Source organism: Paenibacillus tepidiphilus (assembly GCF_008635795.1).
In the GTDB taxonomy this organism is placed as follows: Bacteria; Bacillota; Bacilli; order Paenibacillales; family Paenibacillaceae; genus Paenibacillus_AQ; species Paenibacillus_AQ tepidiphilus.
In genome coordinates this window covers 135,341-157,936 of the sequence record NZ_VWRQ01000008.1, presented here as the reverse complement: position 1 = coordinate 157,936, position 22,596 = coordinate 135,341, and the positions used below count along the sequence as shown (strand labels likewise).

Below are 22,596 nucleotides of genomic sequence, written 5' to 3'. Positions count from 1 at the left end.
GTGAAGCGACACTTCCTCCCTTCCTTCGACACACATTCAACATTATATAGCATATATGAAGTTTTCCTGATATGCGATAGATAACAATGTAAAATTACCGCCCTTGCGAAACTTAACAAGTTCGTAAAAACTGCAGCCAGCATGCCCATTTCCAGGTGTTATAATGAAACTTGCTGAAAATAACCATGAATTTCACAAACAGACGAAAGAAGATGACCAACATGAACGAGGGATGGCAGGACCGGCTCGAAAAGTTCGGAATATCCCTTTATATGATTCGCGTAACTATTGCAGCAACGCTCTCCTGGCTGGCGGTATACAGCCTGTACGGAGACCGGTATTTATACTTTGCGCCGCTTGCGGCGATCCTCATCACCCAGGGCAGCGTCAAGGCTTCACTTGAAAAAGGGGCTTACCGCCTGATCGGCATTGTGCTTGGCGGAATCGTCAGCCTGATCGTCGGACAGTTCCTTGATGTAGGGGTATGGTCCATCCTCCTCATCCTGCTCCTGGGCATCGGCGCCGCCACCGCTTGCCGGATTAATATTCAGGCCATCTCGCAGGTCGGAGTAACGTCTGTGCTCACACTGACGTTTTTTCACGACCATTATATTGAATGGCGGGTAGCCGAGACCTTCATCGGCGTGCTTATCGCTCTCTTGATCAATATGATTATCGTTCCGCCCAAGGGGTTCGTCAAGGTAAAAGACATGACACTTGCGGGCGGTCTGCTGCTGGGAGATGCGCTTGGAGGCCTGCACGCGCAGGGGCGTAATTCTGCTGCAGCGTTGGCAGCGCTGGGAGAGTCGTCAGAGCTGCTAAAGAAAAGCGAGGGCAGACAGAAGGAGCTTCTGTATACCCTCGCTCATTGCTCCTGCCGCCGGGAGCTGAGGCAGCTAAACCGCACAAACGGGCGGCTGAAGACGATTCATGCCTATGTCAAAGAAATCGGCGAGGAGCTCTCGCTGCTGCCCGGGCACTACGCCGCCAAAGACGAAATGCGCGAAGTGCTGACAGCGACTGCGGACTGCATTGAACTGTACGTAACGGGAAGTCTCTCGGCCCCGGCCTGCAGGGCCTTGCTGCCGGATGCCCTGCGGGGTGCCCGTGAACTTCAGCTCGCCTCATTCTCCGCTATGCAGTCCGAAGGCCCGATAGCGGCGATCCGCGATCTGGGCGCCGTCTTCTCTCACCTGAACCGGGTGCTGGACGAGATCGAGCGTGCCGAACACGCCGCCTTCGTGCCCGCTGCGCAGCGGGCGCCTTCCGGTATGGCACGCCCTGCGCGCACGGCCGGGAAGGCGCCGGCAGGCCTGCAATAACCGGCAGGCCCACGGACGGCCGGTTACAGCTTAAACCGGGCCAGCGACTTCTGCAATTCCTCCGAGGTGGCCGCCAGCTCCTGCGAGGCGGCGAACACCTGGCTCAGCGTTTCGGTCTGGACGCCGGCTTCTCCGGCCACCGCTCCGGCGCGGGTGCTGGTGCCTTGGGCAATGACCGAAACCTCATGCATCGCAGCCGTAATTTCCTCGGCCCCGGCGGACATTTGCTCCGCCGACGCCGCCATGTCCGCGACCCGCTCGGCCACCTCCGCACCCGCCCTTACAATTTCCGCAAACTGTTCATTTGTAGTACCGCTCAGCTCAATGCCCGAAGCCACTTCTGCAGAGATTTCCTGCATGGCCTGTCCGGAGATAAGCAAATCGTTCCGGATTTGCCCGATCAGGCCGCTAATCTGCGCCGAGGCCTGGGAGGAATGCTCCGCAAGCTTGCGGATTTCCGAGGCCACAACGGCGAAACCGCGTCCCGCCTCGCCCGCCCGCGCCGCCTCGATGGAGGCATTCAGCGCCAGGAGATGAGTTTGGCCGGAGACGCCTTCAATCAGCTCCAGAATGCCCGTTATCTCCTGCATTCTCCGCTCCAGATGCAGCATTTGCTCCTGGGTCTGCTCCACCGCCTGCCCGATGCCGGCCATCCAGCCGCTGAGCCGCTGCATATGGCTTGCCCCTTCCTCCGCACGCACTCTGGAATCCGCAGTAAGCTCATTGATGCCGGAGGCTGTTTCGGCCACGCGTGTAATGGCGATTGCCTCTTCCTCCATCGCCAGCAGGCTCTCCTTCAGGCTGACCTGCTGGATGCCCGCTTCGGCGGCGACTTCCTCCGACACCTGCGCCATACGCCCAGCCTGTTCCGTTGTCTGTCTGGCAACAGCCAGGAGCTCCTCGGTGGAGGCTGTGATTTTGTCCGAAGCCCTGATGCCTTCCTCCATCAATGCTTTCAGGTTGACTCTCATTTCGGCATAACCGGCCGCCAGCCGGCCCACTTCATCCCCGGAGGTATCGTGTACCTCTGCCGTGAAATCTCCCCGTCCCGCAGCTACAAGCGCTGTAGTGATACGCGACAGTCTTTTCTTGATGCGTCCGATATAATAGAGCAGGATCAGAATGCCGGCCACAGCGGCCAATCCGCTCAGCAAAATGAACCTCCGCATAAATTCGCCCGTCAGCGTCTGGATCAGATCCTGCGGGGCCCCGACATACAGAATGCCGACGATCTCGCCATCCGCTCCGCGCAGCGGTTCGTACGCGGTCTGATAGGTCCGGCCGACAACCACAGCTTCGCCAAAGTAGCTCTCTCCCTTGCCGATTACAGTCTCCTCCACGGCTGCGGACACTTCAGTTCCGACAGCGCGCGTCCCCTGCTCGTTCAGCACATTGGTGGCTACACGGGTGTTATGGAGGAAGAGTGTTACCGTTCCGCCCGTAGCTCCGCCGATCTCGTCAACAAGTGCATCGTTGCCGTTCATCAGCGTCTCCCCTTTATATAAGGACTCGCCTTCCGCACGCCAATCTCCCGGAAGACTATCCTCAAGCAGCAGCCTGCTCATGTTCAAATCACTTTTTGCTTTTTCTGTACCGAACCGTTCGATCGCCTGCTCCATGGAGCCAACCGCCACAACCGCGGACAACGCGGCGAAGATGACCAGAATTCCCATAACTACACTGCTGATTTTGGTGGCCATGCTTGCATTTTTCATCTTATTACCTCTCCCGTTGCCCATAATATTCAAGCCGGTGGAACCTGGCCAAAGCCGGTCGATTTGTCGGCCATGCTATATTTATCGAACCCTGGGCAGGCGATGATTAGCGATTTTTTGAACGGACGGCGGTTAGATGGGAAAATGAAGCCCGGAGAAAGACAAGAAAATAATTTGCGAAAGCAAAATTACCATTATATTATATTAATATATTTATATGTAATTATATGCAGATGTTTTTATTGATAATTTATTCCTGAAAGACTAGAATTAAGGTGTTTGCAGATGTAGGCTTACAATCATCCTGTTATGACTTCATTTTGTCGATTTTAGTCGATTGAGTTGCTTCCATGCTGAGTGTATATCATTGTTCTACTTTCTAAAGGCAAACTGCCCGAAAGGACAGGACGCAAAGCAATGGGCCTAAGAATGCGAAATTTCCACGCATTTACGGTTGCCAGGCTGCCAATTTAGACGCAAGCGTTCACAGCGGTACTTATAACTCCCGACCTGATCTTCCGCCCGCCTGCTCTTCTCTGTCATGAATGTCATTGATTATACGAAAAAGCGAGGTTACAGCAATGCCGCAGCGCACAGTAGAGCGTTCCAGCTATGAAACCGGCCGAACCGCGCCGTTTGGGACAAGTGAGCTCCCTCTTCCGGTCACGGAAGCTTTTCCTTCCGGCGGCAATACGGACAAGGACAAGAATGGCGTCATTATTGTACATAATAACCAGATCTGTATCACTCCGCCGCTGCCTGCGGGCAGGCCGGCCGTAATCTCGGCAATTCACCCTGTAATCCTGAAGCTGAAGGGCCAAACGGTAACCGCTCCCACTGAGATTACCTCTGCCGATGACCTTACCTGGGAAATTGTCGAGAAGCCGCTTTATCAGATTACAGTATCCGATGATAGAACGAGAGCTTATTTTACACTCTACCGTGTAGAGCAGTACGCCTGGAGGCTGACGGATTGCGGTGCGGCCAACGAAGTTACTGTACGCGCGGAGCCGGACCGCAGTGCGCTGCTGTCAACCTTGACGGTCAATCAGGTGGTTGCCGCACTGAAGGATAGCCCACTTCTGAGCCATTTGAACATTCCCGCTCTGTATTCGGAGCTGAATCAACCAACATATAAGCCGATCTGCATCGCTGAAGGTAAGCCGCCTCTTCAGGGCCGGAACGGGCGGCTGGAGCAGCTGTTTAGCGAAGAGATTATCCGGGCATTCCGGTGCAGCAGGGCAGAAGGCGGGTTTCCGCACAGCCCGCCAGTGGCCCGCTTGGGAGAGATCATTGCCCGCAAGCTGCCGCCGGCAGATGGGGTTCCCGGCTTTGACGTATACGGCCGGCTTCTGCCCGCGCCGCCCTCCCATGACTTCAAGCTCAGGTACAAGGATCAGGCGGCGCTGCTTCCCGGCGGCGAGCTGCTGGCCCTCCGGCAGGGGCGGCCGCGGTTTCTGGGCGGCGGCGATGAGATTGCCGTCGATTTCCCAAGGAGCTATGTCATCCCTGAAGACATGGGAGAGGGCGCAATAATGATGTTTGCCGGAGATGTGGTCTTCACCGGGGATACCCCGGAGCATACCACCATCGACGCTTTCGGGAATGTGTACATCTACGGCGATGTCCGCAGCTCCGCTATCGCCGCTACCGGCAGTATTTTTGTCCTGGGCAAGGTTACGGACAGCCAGCTTCATTCCGGCTGTTACGGAGTCACTTATAACCGACTATCCTTCTGCTCTGCGCTGCTGATTCAGGAAATCAGCCGCCTGAGAGAGGCGTGCGCTGAACTCGCCCGCAATGTCGAGTCCCGCCAGCAGACGGTTCAATACGGGTTCGTGGTCATGCTGCAGCTGGAAAGCAAATATGCCCATCTCCCCCGCCGGCTCCACGAGCTGCTGGGGATACTGGCCGGTATGGATGCCACTTTCCCCCGCAACACAGCTCCGCTGAAGAGCATGCTGGAGATTTTTCTGCACCCGGGCCAGTTCTCCAGACATATCACCGACGACCTGCTGCTCTCTTTTCTGAAGCAGCTCCAGGATGTCTATGACTCGGTCGCGAAGCTGGAGGAGAACCAGGTGATTATCGATATTGCCGAGGCCCGGGGAAGTACTCTTCTCTCGGGAGGCGATCTCGTCATTCACGGGGCAGGCGTCTGCAGCAGCAAGCTGGCGGCTTGCGGACATATCCGTTTCCGCCAGAATGAGGCTGTCTGCACAGGTTCGATTGCGGAAGCAGGCGGACAAATCGAGGCCCAAACGGTCGGCGGCAAGGACGCCAGAGGTTCTGTCCTTGTTGCGGGTGAGCGCATCAGCGTCCGCCGCATTCACCGCAGCGGCGTGGCCGTCGGTGAATACGGCGCCGCAATCGATCATCTGGATGAAGCCACCCTGTTTACAGTACACAATATGAAGGATTACATGTGATCGCCTTCTCAAACAAATAACAGCCTGTGAATACCGCCGGAGCGGATTCACAGGCTGTTCAGGTTTGTAGATACTTGAAGAAACTGAAGAAATGAGCCTGATTAGGCTATTCTTCATACAACGGCCGTTCCAGATCGAAGATCTCCCCGATCAGGGCATAGGACGAACCGGCAAGCCGGCTGACCGGCTTCAGCTTCTTCACATCGATCCGCCCGCCGTGAATCAGCTCGTCGGCGATGTGAAAGCCGACGACTTCGCCGATCAGCAGATCGGAGCTGCCCAGTTCAATGGATTGTACCAGACGGCATTCCATGGCCACCTTGCATTCCTGTACCCGCGGGACCTTGATCTGCTCGCTTGGCACCGCCGTAAGACCAGCCAGCTCCAGCTCGCTGATGCCGTCCGGAGCATTAATGGAGGTATGGTTGATGGCTGCAATATTGTCCTCATCCACTACATGCACTACGAACTCCCCGCTGCGGATGATATTGCGGGCAGTGTGCTTCGGCTCTCCATTGCCCTTGCGGATACAGGAGAACATCACCATCGGCGGTTCATCGCCGACGATATTAAAGAAACTGAACGGCGCAGCGTTGACGACGCCTTCTTCGTTCACCGTTGTGACAAAAGCAATCGGCCGGGGCAGGATACTGCCGATCAGCAGCTTGTAATTGTCGTGGGCCGTTTGTGCATCCGCACGGATATGCATCTTCTCCCTCTCCCTATTCGCTTATTGGGGCGCCTGCCGCCCTGACGCGGCCTTCTTGCGGCCGAAGTTCACATTCACCAGAATAATGCTGCAAACAATAAGCAGCATACCGATCACCAGATTCAACGTGATCTCTTCACCTAATAATACAACGCTTGCCGCGATGGATACCAGCGGGATCAGGAAGGTGAACGCCCCGACCTTTCCGGCTTCCCCTTCATTAATCAGCTTGAAGTATACGAGCCAGCCCAGTGCAATGACGAACAGGGAGATGAACAGCGTATTCGCGATAAATGCAGGACTCCAGGTGATGTCTGTCCAGCTCTCCGCCGCCGAGCCGGCCCCCAGCAGCAGGACACCGCCGATCAGCACCTGCATCGCCGTCAGCCACAGCATATCCACCCGCCGGGCGTTCCGCTTCGTGTAGACGGTGCCGAGCGCCCAACTGAGAGCGCTGGCCAGCCCAAGCAGCACGCCGGCCGGAGAGAGGCTGCCGGTAAGACCGCCGATGCTGAGAGCAGCCACGCCGGCGAAGCCCAGCAGCAGGCCGAACAGCTTCAGGCTGTGCATGCTCTCTCCGAGCCAGGCCCAGGCGAAGATGCCCAGCAGCACGGGCTGCAGGAAGACTATCGCGGAGAACAGCCCGGAGGGCAAGTAACGCAGGCCGACAGTCTGAAACCCGTAGTACAGCACAATGCTGAGAACCGCCGAGCTCAAATACAAGGGCCACAGCTTGGCGAACTGCAGCTTGCCGCGTCTGGGCAGCGCTATAGCCACCAGCAGTAGACCGCCGATCACTGTGCGGATACCGGCGAACAGAAGCGGCGGAGCATAGGATAAAGCTATCTTGGAGAGCGGCCAGTTTATTCCCCAGACCGCGATCAGGAATATGAGCAGCCATACCGTTTTGTTGCTTTGTTTCATGAAAGCACCTCTATTCTATTTTCATCTTTCACATGATACAATAAGCACAGTCATAATTGAAATGAATAATAATCATGAGGTGCATACCATAATTGACATGAACAACAATCAAATTCGCTTGTTCGTACACATTGCTGAGACCGGCAGCTTCACCAAAGCCGGTCTCGCCCTGAATATGACCCAGCCCGCCGTAAGCCGGGCCATTGCCGCTCTGGAGGAGGAATTGGGTGTGAAGCTGCTGCTGCGCGACCGGCGCAGCGGACTGATGCTGACAGATATCGGCAGAAGGGTGCTGGTCATTTTCCGGGAGATCCTCGGCGGCTTCGATAAGGTTGAGCAGGAAATCGCCGCCGAGAAGGGTTTGGAGAAGGGCCTGATCCGGATTGGCGCTTTTCCGGTCGCCGCCGCCCACTTCTTGCCGAAGATTATGTCGGCCATTGCCGCCAGGTATCCGGAGATTGAAATCCGCCTCTTTGAAGGCTCGGTTACCGAGATCAAGGAATGGCTGGAGGCGCGGGTCATCGATGTCGGTCTGGTCATTGCCCCGCTTCAGGACTTCATGACCGTGCCGCTGTTCCGGGAGAAAATGTATGCGGTGCTTCCCGAAGAACATCCGCTGGCCTGCCGGAAGATCATCGGGGTCTCCGATCTGGAGGATGAGCCCATGCTGATCTGCAGATCGGGCTATGAACCGCCGGTAGTCGACTGGTTCGCGCGGGGCGGCAGCCGTCTGAACGTTAAATATGAGGTGAGCGGCTATTTGACCGCCCTGAACTTGATCCGGGAGGGGCTGGGCATCGGGGTATTGTCCGAGCTGACGGTGCTGGCGGCCCCGCCAGGCGTGGTCATCCGGGATCTCACACCCGAAGCCCACCGTGATATCTATATCGCGCTCCCTTCCCTGGAGGAGGCTTCTATCGCCGTGAGACTGTTCCTGGATACCGCCAGTTCCCTGATTGGCCATCAAGCCGCCGTTCCCGCTCCACCAGCTAAGGGAAAGAAATCATGAATCCGAGGAGTGACTGTTCAATGCATTATAACCGTTTGGGAAACAGCGGACTGCAGGTGTCAGCTTTGGGACTGGGTACGAACGCCTTCGGCAAACGCGCCGATGAGGCCGTCTCCATTGCCATCGTGCATGCCGCGCTGGATGAAGGGATCAACTTCATAGACACGGCCAATATCTATGCCGGCACCGAGTCGGAGCGGATCATCGGACTGGCACTTGAAGGCCGCCGCAGCGAAGCTGTGCTGGCGACCAAGGCCGGGCTGCCCCGGCATCCGGGTCCGGGCGGCTGCGGTTCTTCGCGTCACCATTTGATGCTGGAGCTGGAGGGAAGCCTGCGCCGCCTGAAGACGGATTATGTCGATCTGTACCAGATCCATACCTTCGATCCATCTACACCGCTGGAGGAAACACTGCGCACTCTGGATGATATGGTCTCCTCCGGCAAGGTCCGCTATATCGGCGCCTCCAACTACGCCGCCTGGGAGCTGATGAAGGCGCTCGGCATCAGCGAAGCCCGCGGCTTCATGAAATACAGCTCGATCCAGTGCAGCTACTCACTGGCTGACCGGACGCCGGAGAACGAGCTGCTGCCGCTTTGTCTGGATCAGGGTCTTGGCATCATCCCTTATTTCCCGCTGGCCGGAGGCATCCTCACGGGCAAATATGCGGCCGCCGGGGAGGCGCCCGCCGGCTCCAGAGCCATGACGGACCCGAACTTCCAGCGCTTCCTGACACCAGAGCGGCTGGAGCTGGGCAAGACGGTCAGCGCCATCGCCGCTGACTGCGGCACCTCGCCCACTGCATTGTCGCTGGCCTGGCTGATGCAGCGTCCTGCCGTTTCCACGGTCATTGTCGGGGCAACACGGGTCGAGCAGCTGCAGCAGAACCTGCAGAGCGCCGCCCTGAGGCTGGACGCCGGCACACTGGAGCGGCTGGAGCAGGCCAGCCTCCCCTTCCGCCACGGCGAGCCGTTTGCCGTATACCGGCTCAGCTGACCGTTGGCAGACCTGCCGCCACAGGCGGACAGCAGCGCACAAAAAGGCGATCCTGCCCGGTGCAGTACCGGGCAGGATCGCCTTTTTACTGATGCTTTTGGTTTGTCGTTCCTTTTGGGCTTTTGGTTTGTAGCTTCTGCGGTGGACTGGACGCCTTTAGAGGCTTTCCATACCTTTATTAACGATGTACGGACCTGTGCCTAAAGTAGAATGCTGATGATCCGCCGGCGGCGCCAGGAACGGCTCGCCGCCTTGAGGCACCGGCTTCGCGACATACTCGAAGTGGCCCGTTCCATCCGGCAGCGGACCGCTGGCCCAGCTGCCCTGGCTGCTCTCTTCGCCTTCGGAGCAGTTCAGGAACTGGCGCGTTGCAGCTTCCACCGTCTGCTCGCGCGGGAAGGAGGCCGGCGCGATAACACCCTCCAGCTGCTCGATCTCCGCGATCGCCGCCTTCCACTGGTTCTGGTGCAAGATATCGCGGGAGATCATGAAGGAGAGCATATCGCGGATGCCAGGGTCGGTGGTCTGTTCATACAGGCGTACAACCTGTACCAGGCCCTGGGATTCCGCATTGAGATTGGCCCGGAAATCGGCCAGCAGGTTGCCGCTGGAAATAATATATTTACTGTTCCACGGATATCCGTTGCTGTCAGTCGGGGCAGCCCCCATACCGGATACAATCAGATGCTGCGGATTCATTCCGCCCATAACAGCCGCAAGCAGCGGGTCCTGGGCTGCAGCATCCAGCTCAGCGGCCGGAGCGCCGTCCAGCAGCTGGGCGATCATCGTACACAGCATCTCCACATGGCCGATTTCCTCGGTCCCGATATCCAGCAGCATATCCCGGTATTTTTGTTCGGCCCGGCAATTGAAGCCCTGAAACAGGTATTGCATCATGACGGACATTTCACCATATTGTCCACCCAGCACTTCTTGAAGTTTACGGGCATAGACCGGATCAGGTTTTTCAGGCTTGGCCCGATACTGCAGTTCCTTGACATGAAAAAACATAACAAGAGTCCTCCCTTATCCCTAAGATGTATGTGTGCTCCCGTTAAATTTACCCTCTTCGAAAGAATTCAATCGCGTCCCGCCGGCCGCTAACTTGCTGAATATATTTGATTATCCAAGCAAACAGGGCTGTTCCGGCGCGGTCGCATGACCGCTGCAGAACAGCCCTTAAATGTGATTAGCTACGCAATTATTCTGTTACACAACAGCCAGAAACTTCTCCAGATCCTCTTCCACGGTACCGATGCCGCCGATACCGAAATTGTCGACCAGCACCTTGGCTACATTCGGCGACAGGAAGGCCGGCAGCGTTGGGCCGAGGTGGATATTCTTCACGCCCAGATGCAGCAGTGCGAGCAGCACGATCACCGCTTTTTGCTCATACCAGGCAATATTGTAGGCAATCGGCAGATCGTTGATATCGTCCAGACCGAAGACTTCCTTCAGCTTGAGGGCAATCACTACGAGAGAATAGGAGTCATTGCATTGACCCGCATCCAGCACGCGCGGAATTCCGCCAATATCGCCTAGCGGCAGCTTGTTATATTTGTATTTCGCGCAGCCGGCGGTAAGAATGACGGTGTCTCCCGGCAGCTCCGAGGCAAAATCCGTGTAATAGTTACGGCTCTTCATCCGTCCGTCGCAGCCGGCCATGACGAAGAATTGCTTGATTGCGCCGGTCTTCACCGCATCCACAACCTGATCGGCTACGTTCATCACGGCTTCATGCGCGAAGCCGCCGACAATTTCACCCGTCTCAAGCTCTTCCGGCGGCGCACAAAGCTTAGCCTGCTCCACAATTGCCGAGAAATCCTTCACGCCGTCCGCGCCGGCTGGAATATGCTGCACACCCGGATATCCTGTGTTTCCGGTGGTGTATAACCGGTCTTTGTAGCTGTCCTTCGGCGGCACAATGCAGTTCGTCGTCATCAGAATCGGACCGTTGAAGCTGGCGAATTCTTCGTTCTGCTTCCACCAGGCATTGCCGTAGTTGCCGACGAAATGGCTGTATTTCTTAAACGCCGGATAGTAGTGGGCCGGCAGCATTTCGCTGTGCGTATAGACATCCACGCCTGTACCTTCTGTCTGCTTCAGCAGCTCTTCCATATCCTTCAGGTCATGGCCGCTGATCAGAATACCCGGGTTGGTGCCCACTCCGATATTTACTTTAGTGATTTCCGGATGTCCGTAAGTTGAAGTATTGGCGGAATCCAGCAGGGACATCACATCAACCCCGAATTTGCCGCATTCCAGCACCAGTGCGGTCAGCTCGTCGCCGCCCAGGCCGTCATCCAGCGTAGCCGCCAGCCCGAGTTCCATGAACGCATGCGCGCCTTCATCGCGGAAGCCCAGCACGGCCGCATGCTCCATATAGGCAGCCATACCCTTAAGCCCATAGGTCAGCAGCTCACGCAGCGAACGGATATCCTCATGCTCCGTGGCCAGTACGCCAACGGCTTCGGCCTTTGCCAGCAGATCCTCTTCCTTGTCTGCACTCCAGACCGCAGCATCGTGATCAGCGAGCGGAACCTGTATTCCGGCGATCTGCAGCCGCTCGCGCAAGCGGTCGCGGAGTGCCAGTCCTTCTTTGATTTTACCCGTAATGCTTTCAGGGTCGAAATTGGCATTCGTAATCGTTATGAACAAGCTCTCTATGATAAATTTGTCCGTTGCCGCATCTGTCATTCCCTGTTCCCGGCCGCCGCGCGCAAAGATGGCGATGCCCTTCAGCGTATAAATCAGCAAATCCTGCAGCCCTGCCACTTCACTGGTTTTGCCGCATACCCCCTGAATTGTACAGCCCGTTCCTTTAGCCGCTTCCTGACATTGAAAACAAAACATGGTGCTCATCTCTCGCTCACTCCTTGATTGGGATTATCCATGAAGGCCACGACCACTCGTCCTGCCTTTACAGTTACAGTTAATTGTAGTAGACTTTCGCCATATAATCGGTAACGGATGTTACCAAATATTCGCCGAGGGAGGAAAAAAATGCGACCAGATCCCGCTGTCCTGCTGTCCTGTCTGCTCTTCCGCGGCAAAACGGCCAAGGAAATGGAAGCGCTGCTGCAGCATATGAGCTATACCGTGCACAGCTATCCCAAAAATGCGCTTATCCTGGCCGAAGGCGACCGTGCCGACCGGCTCGGCATCGTGCTGGAGGGCCGTGTTGAGGTGCAGAAGAGCCATCCGACCGGCACCGGTGTCACCATCGCCCATCTTAGCGGAGGACAGACCATCGGCGAAGCCGTTCTGTTCCGGCGGGAGAATGTCGTTCCCGCTACCGTAACCGCCGCCAGTCCCTGCACGATCATGTTCATCAGCAAAGCGGAGCTGCTGCGCCTGTTCACCGCCGACACGGACATGCTGACCCGCTTTATCGAGAATTTGTCTGAACGGCTGGTGCTGGTGAACCGCAAAATCGAAATTCTCTCGGCCGGCTCGCTCCGCCGGCGTGTGCTCGGCTTTCTTCTGGAACAGGCGGCCCAGCAGAAAAGCGAAGACATCACACTGCCCTTCAGCCGGAAGGAATGGGCCGAGCATCTCAACACCGCACGCCCCTCGCTGTCCCGGGAGCTGGGCTATTTGCGCGGCATGGGCTGGATCGAGTTCAAGGGAACCGGTGTTACCTTGCTGAATCGCAAGGCGATGTCTGCATATATGCGAACAGAACATTAATCATGGATTCTCATTCATGGAACGGAGGAATAGCGGATGGAAAGCTTGACACCGCAGGCAGCGGAGGATTTACTGGCGGAGCACAAAAAGTGGTTTCATACGGGGGCGACACGGGAAGCTGATTTCCGGCTCCGGCAGCTCGGAAAGCTGAAGGAAGCGATCCGCAAGTATGAGCCGCGGATTATCGCCGCCCTGCAGCAGGATCTGCGCAAGAGTGAATTCGAAGCCTATGCGACGGAAATCGGCTTTACGCTGGACAGCATCGGCTACATGATGAAGCATTTGAAACGCTGGATGAAGCCGGTGAAGGTCCGGTCACCGCTGCACATCTTCCCGGCACGCAGCCGGATTTACAGTGAGCCTTACGGGACTGTGCTGATTATCGGCCCGTTTAACTATCCGTTCCAGCTGCTGATCGAGCCGCTGATCGGGGCGATGGCCGCCGGCAACTGCGCCGTGTTGAAGCCCTCGGAGAGCACACCCGCCGTAGCCGCTGTGGTGGAGGAGATGATCGGGGAGACCTTTGACCGCCGCTATATTTCGGTGGTGCAAGGAGAGAAGGAGACCACCGGGGCGCTGATTCACGCCCCGTTCGATTATATCTTCTTCACAGGAAGCGTTCCCGTCGGCAAAATCGTCATGGAAGCCGCAGCCAAGAACCTCACCCCTGTTACCCTTGAGCTGGGCGGAAAAAGTCCGGTGATCGTCGACCCGTCCGCCAATCTGGAGATTGCGGCCAAGCGCATTGTCTGGGGCAAGCTTATCAACGTCGGCCAGACCTGTATCGCCCCGGATTATCTGCTGGTCCATAAGGCTGTGGCCAAGAAGCTTATTGCTCTGATCCAGAGAAGCATTGCCGACTTCTACGGCCAGGACACCCAAGGCAATCCCGATTACGGACGGATCGTGAATGAACGGCAGCTGCAGCGGATCGCCGGTTTGATCGAGCAGGATAAGCATAAGCTGATCTTCGGGGGAACAGTGATTGCGGAAGACCGTTATATCGCACCGACCCTGCTGTTCCCGGCAGAATGGAGCGATGCCGCCATGCAGGAAGAGATCTTCGGCCCTGTACTGCCGATTATGGAATATGAGGATCTGAATGAGGCCATCGCGGCCATTAACAGCCGTCCGAAGCCGCTGGCGCTGTATCTGTTCACCGAGGACAAGCAGACCCGCCGTGAAGTGCTTGGCCGGATCTCGTTCGGGGGAGGCTGCGTCAATGATACCATCTCCCATGTAGCCAGCCCCCATCTGCCGTTCGGCGGCGTCGGGCACTCCGGCATCGGCGGGTATCACGGACAGCACAGCTTCGAGGTGTTCTCACACCGCAAGAGCGTTGTTGACCGGGGTACAAAGCCGGATCTGGGCGTCGTCTACCCGCCTTACGGCGACAAAATCAAGCTGGCCCGCAAGCTGCTGAAATAGCAGGCCACAGCGGTCTGGCCGGATTAGCTGAACGCCTGTTCATCCGACACAACCCGGATCAGCAGGCACAGCGGTCCGCCACCCATTCCGCCACCTCCTGCTGCGGAATCGGCCGGCTGATGTAATAACCCTGGATCTTGTCGCAGCGGGTACGTTCAAGGAATGCAAGCTGCTCGGGTGTCTCCACGCCTTCGGCGGTCACATTCAATCCCATATCATGGCCGATGGTGACGATGGAGCTTGCCAGCGACATATTATTCGGCGAATCAATGCTGTCGATGAACGATTTGTCGATCTTCAGGGTAGTAATCGGCAGCTGCTTCAGATAGCTGAGCGAGGAGTAGCCGGTACCGAAATCGTCGAGCGCAATGCCGATTCCCAGCGCCTTGAGCGTCTCCAGCTTCAAGCTGATCGCCTCGAACGATTCCATAAAGATCGACTCCGTAATCTCCAGCTCCAGGAATTCCGGCGCGAGCCCCGTATCCCGCAGCACATCCAGGACCATATCGGCAAAGTCGTCCAGCATCAGCTGAATGACGGAAATGTTGACCGAAATATGGTAATGAGGGTAGCCCAGATCCTGCAAGCCCTTAATGAAGCTGCAGGCGGTGCGCAGCACCCACTCACCGATCGGAACGATCAGCCGGCAATCCTCGGCTACGCGGATGAACGTCAGCGGTGATACCTGCCCGAGCTCCGGACTGTGCCAACGGATCAGCGCCTCGAAGCCCCACACCTCGCCCGAGCGGGTATCCACCAGCGGCTGGTAATGGAGGGACAGCTCATTGTTCGCGATTGCATTCCGCAGATGACTCTCTATAATCATCCGGTCATCGAAATGCTGCTGCATATCCTGTCCATAGATGACGTATACCCCTTTGCCCGCGTCCTTGGCTTTATACATGGCAATGTCGGCATTCTTGAGCAGCTCTTCGGCATTGTTGCCATTCTCCGGATATTGGGCGATCCCGATGCTGGCGGAAATATGCACGGTGCTGGTCTCCAGCTGGAATGGCTCCCTGAACCCCTGCACCAGTGACTCCGCATAGGCAATGACTTCAGAGAGTCCGCCGGTGTTCTGGAACAGGATGACAAATTCATCCCCGCCGAAGCGGAAATGCCGGCTGCTGTCGTTCGATAAGCCGAGCAGCCGCTCTCCGACCTGCACGAGCAGTTCATCACCGAAGCTGTGGCCCATCGTATCATTGATATATTTGAAATTATCAATGTCGAGGAAGAACAGCGCCGCCTGTCCGCCGGCATGCTGGCGGATGAAGCGCTGCAGCTCTTCCGTCAGCGACAGCCGGTTCGGCAGGCCGCTTAATGCGTCATTATAAGCAAGCAGCCTGTACTTCTCTTCGCTGATCCGCAGAAGCGACTCATTCTCTACAACCTTGTTATACTGCTCCAGCAGTTCGTCCTGAAGAGCCGTCAGCTCCTCATAGGTCTGCTCAAGCTCCTGATAGCTCATTTGCAGCTTGTTCTCCACGCCCTTGCGGTCGCTCACATCAACCATTGAGCCGGCGAAGCGGACATACCCGCCCTGCGGGCTGCGCAGCACCTTGCCCCGGGCTTGAAACCATTTGTATTCGCCCGATTTGCCCCGCAACCGGAACTCGGCGTAGTAATACGCGGTACGACCGTCCAAATGGAGCCTCTGCTGACGGTTCTCCTCCTCGGCATCCTGGGGATGAATCAGCTTTTTCCAGCCGCCGTGGCGCTCCCCGACTTCATCGCGCTCATAGCCAAGCAGCTCATACCAGCTGTCAGAGAAGTAATACTCCATCGTCTCCATATCCACATCCCAGATCACGGCATCCGCGCCGTAAGTGGCCAGATTGAAGCGTTCATTGCTTTGTTCAAGATTGCGCCGTATCTTCTTCACGAGCTGTACGTAGAACAAGAGAACGAGAATAAAGACCACCAGCACCGTAAACGCGGCAATAATGCCGAGCACCAGCCCCTTATAGGTTTCATAGAAGGAAAAAGGCTTGTTGATCACTTCGCTGCCTGCCGGCAGCCTGGTCACCGGTATACCGAAATGCTGCAGTTCATTGTAGTCAAACACCTGCCGAAGACTGCTGCCCGACACCAGGGGAATGTCGCCGGCTGCCTCTCCTGAGAGAACGCGCAGAGCCAGCTCTGCCGCTGTCTGTCCCTGAATCCGGCCGCTGATAAGACTGCCGCCGAAAGCCCCGTGATCCAGGCCAAAATCATAAATATGATATACAGGCACGCTGCTGCGCTCCGCCAGCTCGCTGGAGAAATGCTCGAACTCGGTAATTCTGCCGGTAGAGTCGCTATAATATGTAGTCATCAGTACGATGCTGTCCGAGGAAAGCCTGGAGACCTGATCCATAATTTCTTCATTGGAGAAGGTGTTCATCGGCACTACCTGCAGCTGCGGTTCCAGTGCGGATATCTGCTCCATGACCATTTGTCCTGTCGAGAGTCCGCTTTCGGAGTTATCGAACACGACATAGACTTTGCGGAGTTCCGGATTGATTTCCAGTGCGAGCTTCACCGTCTGCGCAGGTGCGATGGATTCAATGACGCCGGTCAGATTGCCCTTATCCTGCAAGCCCGCTGCCCCAAGCTCATTGATTCCGCTGAAAATAATCGGAGCATCGTTCAGTATGTCCCCGCGGTATTTCATAGCAAAGCTGAGCGCCGCGTCATCGGTCGTGATGATGGCATCAATGTGGACGTCCTGGTATTTGAACTTGACTATCTGATAGAAATGCTCCAGGCTTTCACTGCTGGGATAACGTTTCCAATCCATATACTCGCTGTAAATCACCGGTGCGTTTCCAGCCTCTTTGAGCTGCTCCTCAATGCCCGCACCCTGATCATCCGTCCAGGCGAAGCCCTTCTGGTAGGAATGCAGAATGAGCACATTTTGTAACGGGTGCGCCTCAGCGGCTGCACTCGCATATACAGAACCCGGCAATGCCGCCCCGGCGATAATCAAGAATAGTGCAAGCCAACCGGTCAACACCCTGAGCTGAAATCCCCTAACGCCCATTCGCACACTCCCATTCCTCTGTCGCAAAGTAAATAACGGGATTCTTCGAAAATTACGGATTCCTGCCGCCTTGGCCCCATCCTCCTTTTGCGCAGCCTGCTGCACCGCGTTCATTCGTCTTCAGGGTTTTCTATTTAATTTATTTATAAGCTTAATTAAGTTATTAGTAAATAAGATTCATTGTAAAATATATCCCTGAACCGCTAATGGCCTATCCCAATTATATGAGGAAACCTGAAAATATAAAACAGCCGTATATGTTAGAATAAGGAAACGTCTGGTGGTTATTTTTATTTTGTGAAATTAGAGGGGGAGAACAATGGAGGTCATTATCGGATATTTTGCTCTTTATTTCAGTTTTCCGCTTGCATTTCTGTTTATGCTGCTGCTCTTGCCGGAGCGCATGTCCGAGGGGAGAAGAATCCTTGCTTCGTTATGCTTTGCAGCTATGTTCTGGACGCTCACCGGTTCGATTGTCCTGATGGCCGGAGGATGATGGCCCAGAGACCGATTACCCGCGAGCAACAACAAATTGCGCGCTTAACAATGAAGCGTGTCGAATTTAGTCGTACATAATAAAACCACTTCATCTCCAACGAAGCGGGAACACCCCGCCCAGCTCCCTCGGGAAGCAAGGCGGGGTATTTCAGCCGCTCCGGCCGGAGCCACCGGCTCCGCCGTCAGCCCGCCTTAGGGCTGGGCAACCGTTACCGGTTCAGCAAGTTCAAGCCTCAGCAGGCGGTCCCGGTGATGCAGCTCCAGCTCCTCACCCTCCAGCAGTGTGTAGACAGCGGAACTGCGGTTAATTTCAACCTCCAGAAGCCGGCCGCGGAATGTAACCTTGAAACGGTAGCCTGCCCACTCTTCCGGAAGGGCCGGAGCAAAGCGGAGCTTGCCCCCGCTCTGCCGCATCCCTGCAAAGCCGTTGACGATGGACATCCATGAGCCGGCCATGGCGGCCATATGCAGCCCGTCCTTGGCATTGCGGTTGATGTCGTCGAGATCCATCCGCACCGTGTGCCCGAAATAGGCATAAGCGCCTCTGAGATCTCCGATCTCTGCGGAGACGATGCTGTGGATGCAGGGAGAGAGGGAGGAATCATGCGTCGTGAGCGGCTCATAGTACGCATAATTGCGCTTCTTGTCCTCGATACTGAATTGCTCGCCCAGCAGAAACAGCGCCATCACCAGATCGGCCTGCTTTAATACCTGGTGCCGGTAGATCACCAGCGGGTGGTAGTGCAGGAGCAGCGGGTATTTGTCCGCAGGTGTGCCTGCGAAATCCCATTTCTTTTTACTCAGAAAGGTGTCATCCTGTGCATAAATGCCCAGCTTCTCGTCAAAGGGAATGTACATGCGCTCAGCCGCTTCCCGCCAGGCCGATATTTCCTCTGCACCCAGAGCAATCTCCCGCTGCAGCCGCTCGTAGTCTCCCGGGTACTCCTGCTGCAGGAGCTCTGCGGTCTCCACAGCATAATACAGCTGGTTCTGCACCATCAGGTTAGTGTAGGCATTGTTATTGACGATGGCCGTGTACTCATCCGGTCCCGTAACGGCATCTATACAGAAGGCTCCGCCGCGTGCCGGATTATAGTAACCCAGATCGGCCCAGAAGCGAGTGGTCTCGAACAGCACTTCCGCCCCCTTGGCTGCCAGAAACCCCGTATCACCCGTTGCCTGCACATATTGCTTAAGCGCATACGCGATATCGGCATTGATATGCGCCTGCGCGGTTCCTGCCGGAAAGTAGGCAGAGTTCTCCTCGCCGCCGATGGTGCGCCACGGATACAGCGCCCCTTGCTGTGACATTACCGCTGCCCGTTCACGGGCTTTGCCAAGAGTGACATAACGGAACTCCAGCAAAGCCCGGGCAATTTCGGGCTTGTTGTAGATGAAAAAGGGGAGCATATACATTTCCGTATCCCAGAAATAATGCCCTTCATAGCCCTCGCCGGTCAGACCCTTCGCGGCGATATTGGTCCGCCCGTCCTTGCCTGTGGACTGCAGCAGCTGGAAGGCGTTGAAGCGCAGCCCCTGCTGCAGTGCAGGGTCACCGAATATCTCCACATCGGCACGGCCCCAGAAGAGGTCCAGATAGACCCTCTGCTCTGCGGCCAGCCGTGCGAACCCGCTGCAGGCCGCCTGCTCCAGCACCGCAGAACTGCGGGACGGCAGCGACTCCTCCGCCTCATCCTGGGAAGTGTGGTACGCGATGTACTTCGTCAGCGCCGCCGTTTCACCCTGCTCCAGCATTACGCTGAAGCTGGCGGTCAGTCTCTGTCCATTCCGCTCCCATCCCGCCGGCTGGCCGGAAGACGCGCGCAGCTCATGCCTCGCCGCCGTCAGCAGCGCGAAGCCGGTACGGCGCGTCCGCTGCTTCAGCCACAGCGTCCCTGTCTGCGGCGTGAAGCCAGCGTCCTCCGGCAGCAGGCTCGGCTCTCCCGAGCCTGAGCCCAGGCGGGGGTCAGCCCCGCCCGCTGTCTTCACAATCTCTCCGTCAATCCCCGAACGGAGAGTCAGGGCACCGCCGAAGTTCAAGGCTGTCACTTCGTAATCGATGACCGCCAGATGCTTGTGCCGCAGCGGGACCATCCGCCGGATGCGCAGCCGCACGCGGTGGCCGGCGGGCGACTCCCAGTCTACCTCGCGGTGAAGCATACCGCCCTGCATATCGAGCCATCGGCGGTAGCGGTGGATCGTCCCGTGCCCGAGATGAAATGTCTGGCCCGCGATATCCAGCTCAATGATCCGCGCATCGGCTACATTAAGCATCGCGTAGTTACGGTCCGGATAGCCGTAGGCGCCTTCCGGATAACGGACCGGCTCCCAGTCGTGGAAGCCGTTCAAATAATTGCCCGCAACCGAGGTGCCCAGTGTTCCATGGTAACCTTCCTCGAAATTCCCCCGCATGCCGATATAGCCGTTGCCCAGGGCAAATACGCTTTCGCTCCGCTGATTATGCTCGTCTTCATAAGCATCCTCGGACAGATTCCATTCCTCGTATGGATACAACGCCGGAGGATGTTCATATGGTTTCATTGTCATCTTGCGCAGTCCTCCCGTCCGCTTATGTTCTCATATCCTTATCCGCTTACCGTCAGCCCTTGACTGATCCGCCCATCAGCCCGCGCACGAAATACTTCTGCAGCAGGAAGAAGATCGCCAGCGGCATCAGCATCGAGATGAAGGCGGCGGAGGTGAGCAGATGCCAGTCATTGCCCCGCGAGCCGGCGAGATCGGCAATCTTCATGGACATCACCTGTACCGACGGCTGGTTGCCGATAAAGATCAGCGAGACCAGATAATCATTCCACACCCAGAGGAACTGGAAGATGCCAATCGAGGCCAATGCCGGTACAGACAGCGGCAGAATAAGCCGGCTGAATATAGTGAAATGGCTTGCTCCGTCAATGAATGCCGATTCAAACAGATCCTTCGGAAGCTGGCTGATAAAGTTATACATAAAGTAGGTCACCAGCGGCAGCCCAAAGGCGGTATGCGCCAGCCAGATGCCAAGGTAGCTGCCGTTCAGTCCCAGCGCCGTGTAATCCTTAAGCACCGGGATCAGCGCCACCTGCAGCGGAATCACCAGCATGGCGATGATCATGACAAACAGCATTTTACGGCCCGGGAAGCGCAGCCAGGCGAAGGCGTATGCGGCAAAAGAGGCGATCAGCACAGGGATCACTGTTGCCGGAACGGCAATCGTCAGCGTATTCCAGAATGCCTGTGACAGCCCCGTGCCCTTCTGCACCGTTTCGCTGCCGTCCGCTTCCTTCAGCTTGTATTCCTTCCCGGATAACACATTCTTATAGTTGTCGATCGTCAGGTCAGGCACGGTCTTCCAGCCCTGCTCCTGGACATTGACGGTACGGGCCCGGCGGTTCTCCCAGATCAGCTGCTTGCCGTCCGCTTCTACGCCGGCCTTCAGCTGTTCATCGGTGTAGGTCCTGCCGTTCACCTCAATCGGCCCGCGCAGATCCACCTCCTTGGAGAGCTGCAGTGTCTCGCCCGCCGTATATTCCTGATGGGGGAATACCTTCCACCAGCCGCTCTGCAGTATATCTGCCGCCGGTCGGAAGGAGGAGATGAACAGCCCGAGCGTCGGAACCAGCCAGATGAAGCAAATAATCCCTAATACCAGATTGACAACGAGCTTACCGCGCTTCCGTTTGCGCTTGACCATCAGAATCCCCCCTGCTTGCGGAACTGGCGCAGATTGATCAGAATTACCGGGGTTACCGCAATCAGCAGCACAATGGCCAGCGTCGAGCCGTAACCGAAGTTGCGGTACATAAAGAACTGCCGGTAGAACTGCGTGGCTACGACTTCCGTATCGTATTGACCGCCCGTCATCACCATGACGACGTCAAATATTTTCAGCGTAAAGACAATAATGGTGGTGGTCACTGTCAATATGGTGGTGGAGATATAAGGAATCATAATGCGGAAAAAGGTCTTGATCTCCCCCGCCCCGTCTACGCGCGCCGCCTCCAGAATATCCTCGGGCACCCCTTTGATGGCTGCGGAGAAGATGACCATCGCGAACCCGGTCTGCATCCAGATGAGAATAAGAATGAGGAAAAAGTTGTTCCACGGCTGCAGCATGCTGGTCCAGGCCTGCGGCTCCCCGCCGAAGGCGGTGACGATCGCATTGAGCAGGCCGATCTGCTCGGTGCCCGGCTGATAGTAGTATACGAATTTCCAGATGACGCCGGCGGCGACGAAGGAGATGGCCATCGGCATGAAGATAATGGATTTGGCGAGCTTCTCAAAGCTGCTGCGGTCGGCCAGAATGGCAATCAGCAGGCCGAGGGCGACGCAAGCCAGCGTTCCCACGAATACCCAGAGCAGGTTGTTGCGCAGGGCCGTGCCCATGAGCCGGTCGCTGAATATCGCCGCATAATTGGCCAGCCCGACGAATTTCTCCGAGGAAGCGTTGAAGAAGCTTAAGTACAGTGTCCGCAGCGCAGGCAGCACCAGCAGCCAGCCCAGCAGCAGCACCGCCGGCCCGACGAAGATAAAAGGCAGAATACGCCGCCGGAGGCGCTCCGGATACCGCTCGGCCGCCCAGTTAAGCGTATAGTAAATCAGGTAGATGCCGAGCACACCCCACAGCACAGCCAGCACTGCCGTTATCAGCGGATTCAGAGTGGAATCGCGGAAGAATACAAAGATCGCCCCGTTGACCGCAATGTTGCCAAGCAAGACCAGCAGGGAGAGCAGCACCGCTCCCGCGCTGATTCTCTGCCTTGTCTGCGGATCTCCGGTTCCCGGGCTACGCTTCAGTTGAGTCTCCATATCAGTACCTCCTAATTGAAACAGCTCGCGAGCATACAAGAAGAGGGAC

16 protein-coding genes and 1 riboswitch are annotated in these 22,596 nt (G+C 56.7%); of the genes, 7 read left to right on the top strand and 9 right to left on the bottom strand.

Annotated features, from left to right (window positions below; genetic code table 11):
• Positions 1–221: 221 nt before the first annotated feature.
• Positions 222–1,322, top strand: a complete 1,101-nt coding sequence (locus F1379_RS12615) for an FUSC family protein (RefSeq protein ID WP_162551149.1) — start codon at positions 222–224, stop codon at positions 1,320–1,322.
• A 23-nt stretch (positions 1,323–1,345) separates the two neighbouring features.
• Here F1379_RS12615 and F1379_RS12610 read toward each other — a convergent pair whose 3' ends face one another.
• On the bottom strand, positions 1,346–3,037 hold the full coding sequence (locus tag F1379_RS12610) for a methyl-accepting chemotaxis protein (protein WP_162551148.1): 1,692 nt from the start codon (positions 3,035–3,037) through the stop codon (positions 1,346–1,348).
• Between the two features lie 374 nt (positions 3,038–3,411).
• Positions 3,412–3,507: riboswitch (cyclic di-GMP riboswitch) on the top strand.
• 111 nt (positions 3,508–3,618) lie between these two features.
• On the opposite strand from F1379_RS12610, the gene F1379_RS12605 reads away from it, so the two are divergent.
• Complete coding sequence (locus tag F1379_RS12605) at positions 3,619–5,466, top strand: flagellar assembly protein A (RefSeq protein WP_162551147.1); 1,848 nt, start codon at positions 3,619–3,621, stop codon at positions 5,464–5,466.
• 106 nt (positions 5,467–5,572) lie between these two features.
• On the opposite strand, the gene F1379_RS12600 is transcribed toward F1379_RS12605, so the two are convergent.
• Positions 5,573–6,175 (bottom strand): flavin reductase family protein, encoded by a 603-nt coding sequence (locus tag F1379_RS12600; RefSeq protein WP_150270071.1) that lies wholly within the window; start codon positions 6,173–6,175, stop codon positions 5,573–5,575.
• Between the two features lie 21 nt (positions 6,176–6,196).
• The gene (locus tag F1379_RS12595; RefSeq protein WP_150270069.1) at positions 6,197–7,099 is read right to left on the bottom strand and encodes a DMT family transporter; all 903 of its coding nucleotides are present in this window, start codon (positions 7,097–7,099) and stop codon (positions 6,197–6,199) included.
• Between the two features lie 97 nt (positions 7,100–7,196).
• Here F1379_RS12595 and F1379_RS12590 point away from each other — a divergent pair, with 97 nt between their 5' ends.
• Positions 7,197–8,108, top strand: a complete 912-nt coding sequence (locus tag F1379_RS12590; protein WP_150270066.1) for a LysR family transcriptional regulator — start codon at positions 7,197–7,199, stop codon at positions 8,106–8,108.
• 20 nt (positions 8,109–8,128) lie between these two features.
• Complete coding sequence (locus F1379_RS12585; RefSeq protein ID WP_150270064.1) at positions 8,129–9,103, top strand: aldo/keto reductase; 975 nt, start codon at positions 8,129–8,131, stop codon at positions 9,101–9,103.
• Between the two features lie 156 nt (positions 9,104–9,259).
• Here the strand turns inward: F1379_RS12585 and F1379_RS12580 are convergent, their stop codons facing one another.
• Entirely contained in the window at positions 9,260–10,114 is an 855-nt protein-coding gene (locus F1379_RS12580; protein WP_150270062.1) for a manganese catalase, read from the bottom strand.
• A 198-nt stretch (positions 10,115–10,312) separates the two neighbouring features.
• The gene (hcp, locus tag F1379_RS12575; RefSeq protein WP_150270060.1) at positions 10,313–11,965 is read right to left on the bottom strand and encodes a hydroxylamine reductase; all 1,653 of its coding nucleotides are present in this window, start codon (positions 11,963–11,965) and stop codon (positions 10,313–10,315) included.
• 141 nt (positions 11,966–12,106) lie between these two features.
• Between hcp and F1379_RS12570 the strand changes: the two genes are divergently transcribed.
• Positions 12,107–12,793: a Crp/Fnr family transcriptional regulator gene (locus F1379_RS12570; RefSeq protein WP_162551146.1), complete on the top strand. Its 687-nt coding sequence runs from the start codon at positions 12,107–12,109 to the stop codon at positions 12,791–12,793.
• A 36-nt stretch (positions 12,794–12,829) separates the two neighbouring features.
• Positions 12,830–14,221: an aldehyde dehydrogenase gene (locus F1379_RS12565; RefSeq protein WP_150270056.1), complete on the top strand. Its 1,392-nt coding sequence runs from the start codon at positions 12,830–12,832 to the stop codon at positions 14,219–14,221.
• A 58-nt stretch (positions 14,222–14,279) separates the two neighbouring features.
• On the opposite strand, the gene F1379_RS12560 is transcribed toward F1379_RS12565, so the two are convergent.
• Positions 14,280–17,246: an ABC transporter substrate binding protein gene (locus F1379_RS12560; protein WP_162551145.1), complete on the bottom strand. Its 2,967-nt coding sequence runs from the start codon at positions 17,244–17,246 to the stop codon at positions 14,280–14,282.
• A gap of 319 nt (positions 17,247–17,565) precedes the next feature.
• On the opposite strand from F1379_RS12560, the gene F1379_RS29755 reads away from it, so the two are divergent.
• Entirely contained in the window at positions 17,566–17,742 is a 177-nt protein-coding gene (locus tag F1379_RS29755; RefSeq protein ID WP_162551144.1) for a hypothetical protein, read from the top strand.
• 194 nt (positions 17,743–17,936) lie between these two features.
• Here the strand turns inward: F1379_RS29755 and F1379_RS12555 are convergent, their stop codons facing one another.
• Genes F1379_RS12555 through F1379_RS12545 form a run of 3 tightly spaced genes read right to left on the bottom strand, consistent with a single transcriptional unit; the run spans position 17,937 to position 22,547 of the window.
• The gene (locus F1379_RS12555; RefSeq protein ID WP_150270051.1) at positions 17,937–20,291 is read right to left on the bottom strand and encodes a glycoside hydrolase family 65 protein; all 2,355 of its coding nucleotides are present in this window, start codon (positions 20,289–20,291) and stop codon (positions 17,937–17,939) included.
• A gap of 52 nt (positions 20,292–20,343) precedes the next feature.
• Positions 20,344–21,432: a carbohydrate ABC transporter permease gene (locus F1379_RS12550; RefSeq protein ID WP_150270049.1), complete on the bottom strand. Its 1,089-nt coding sequence runs from the start codon at positions 21,430–21,432 to the stop codon at positions 20,344–20,346.
• A complete protein-coding gene (locus tag F1379_RS12545; protein WP_150270047.1) occupies positions 21,432–22,547 on the bottom strand; it encodes a carbohydrate ABC transporter permease in 1,116 nt (371 codons plus the stop codon). Before F1379_RS12545 ends, F1379_RS12550 begins: the two co-directional genes overlap by 1 nt.
• Between the last annotated feature and the right edge of the window lie 49 nt (positions 22,548–22,596).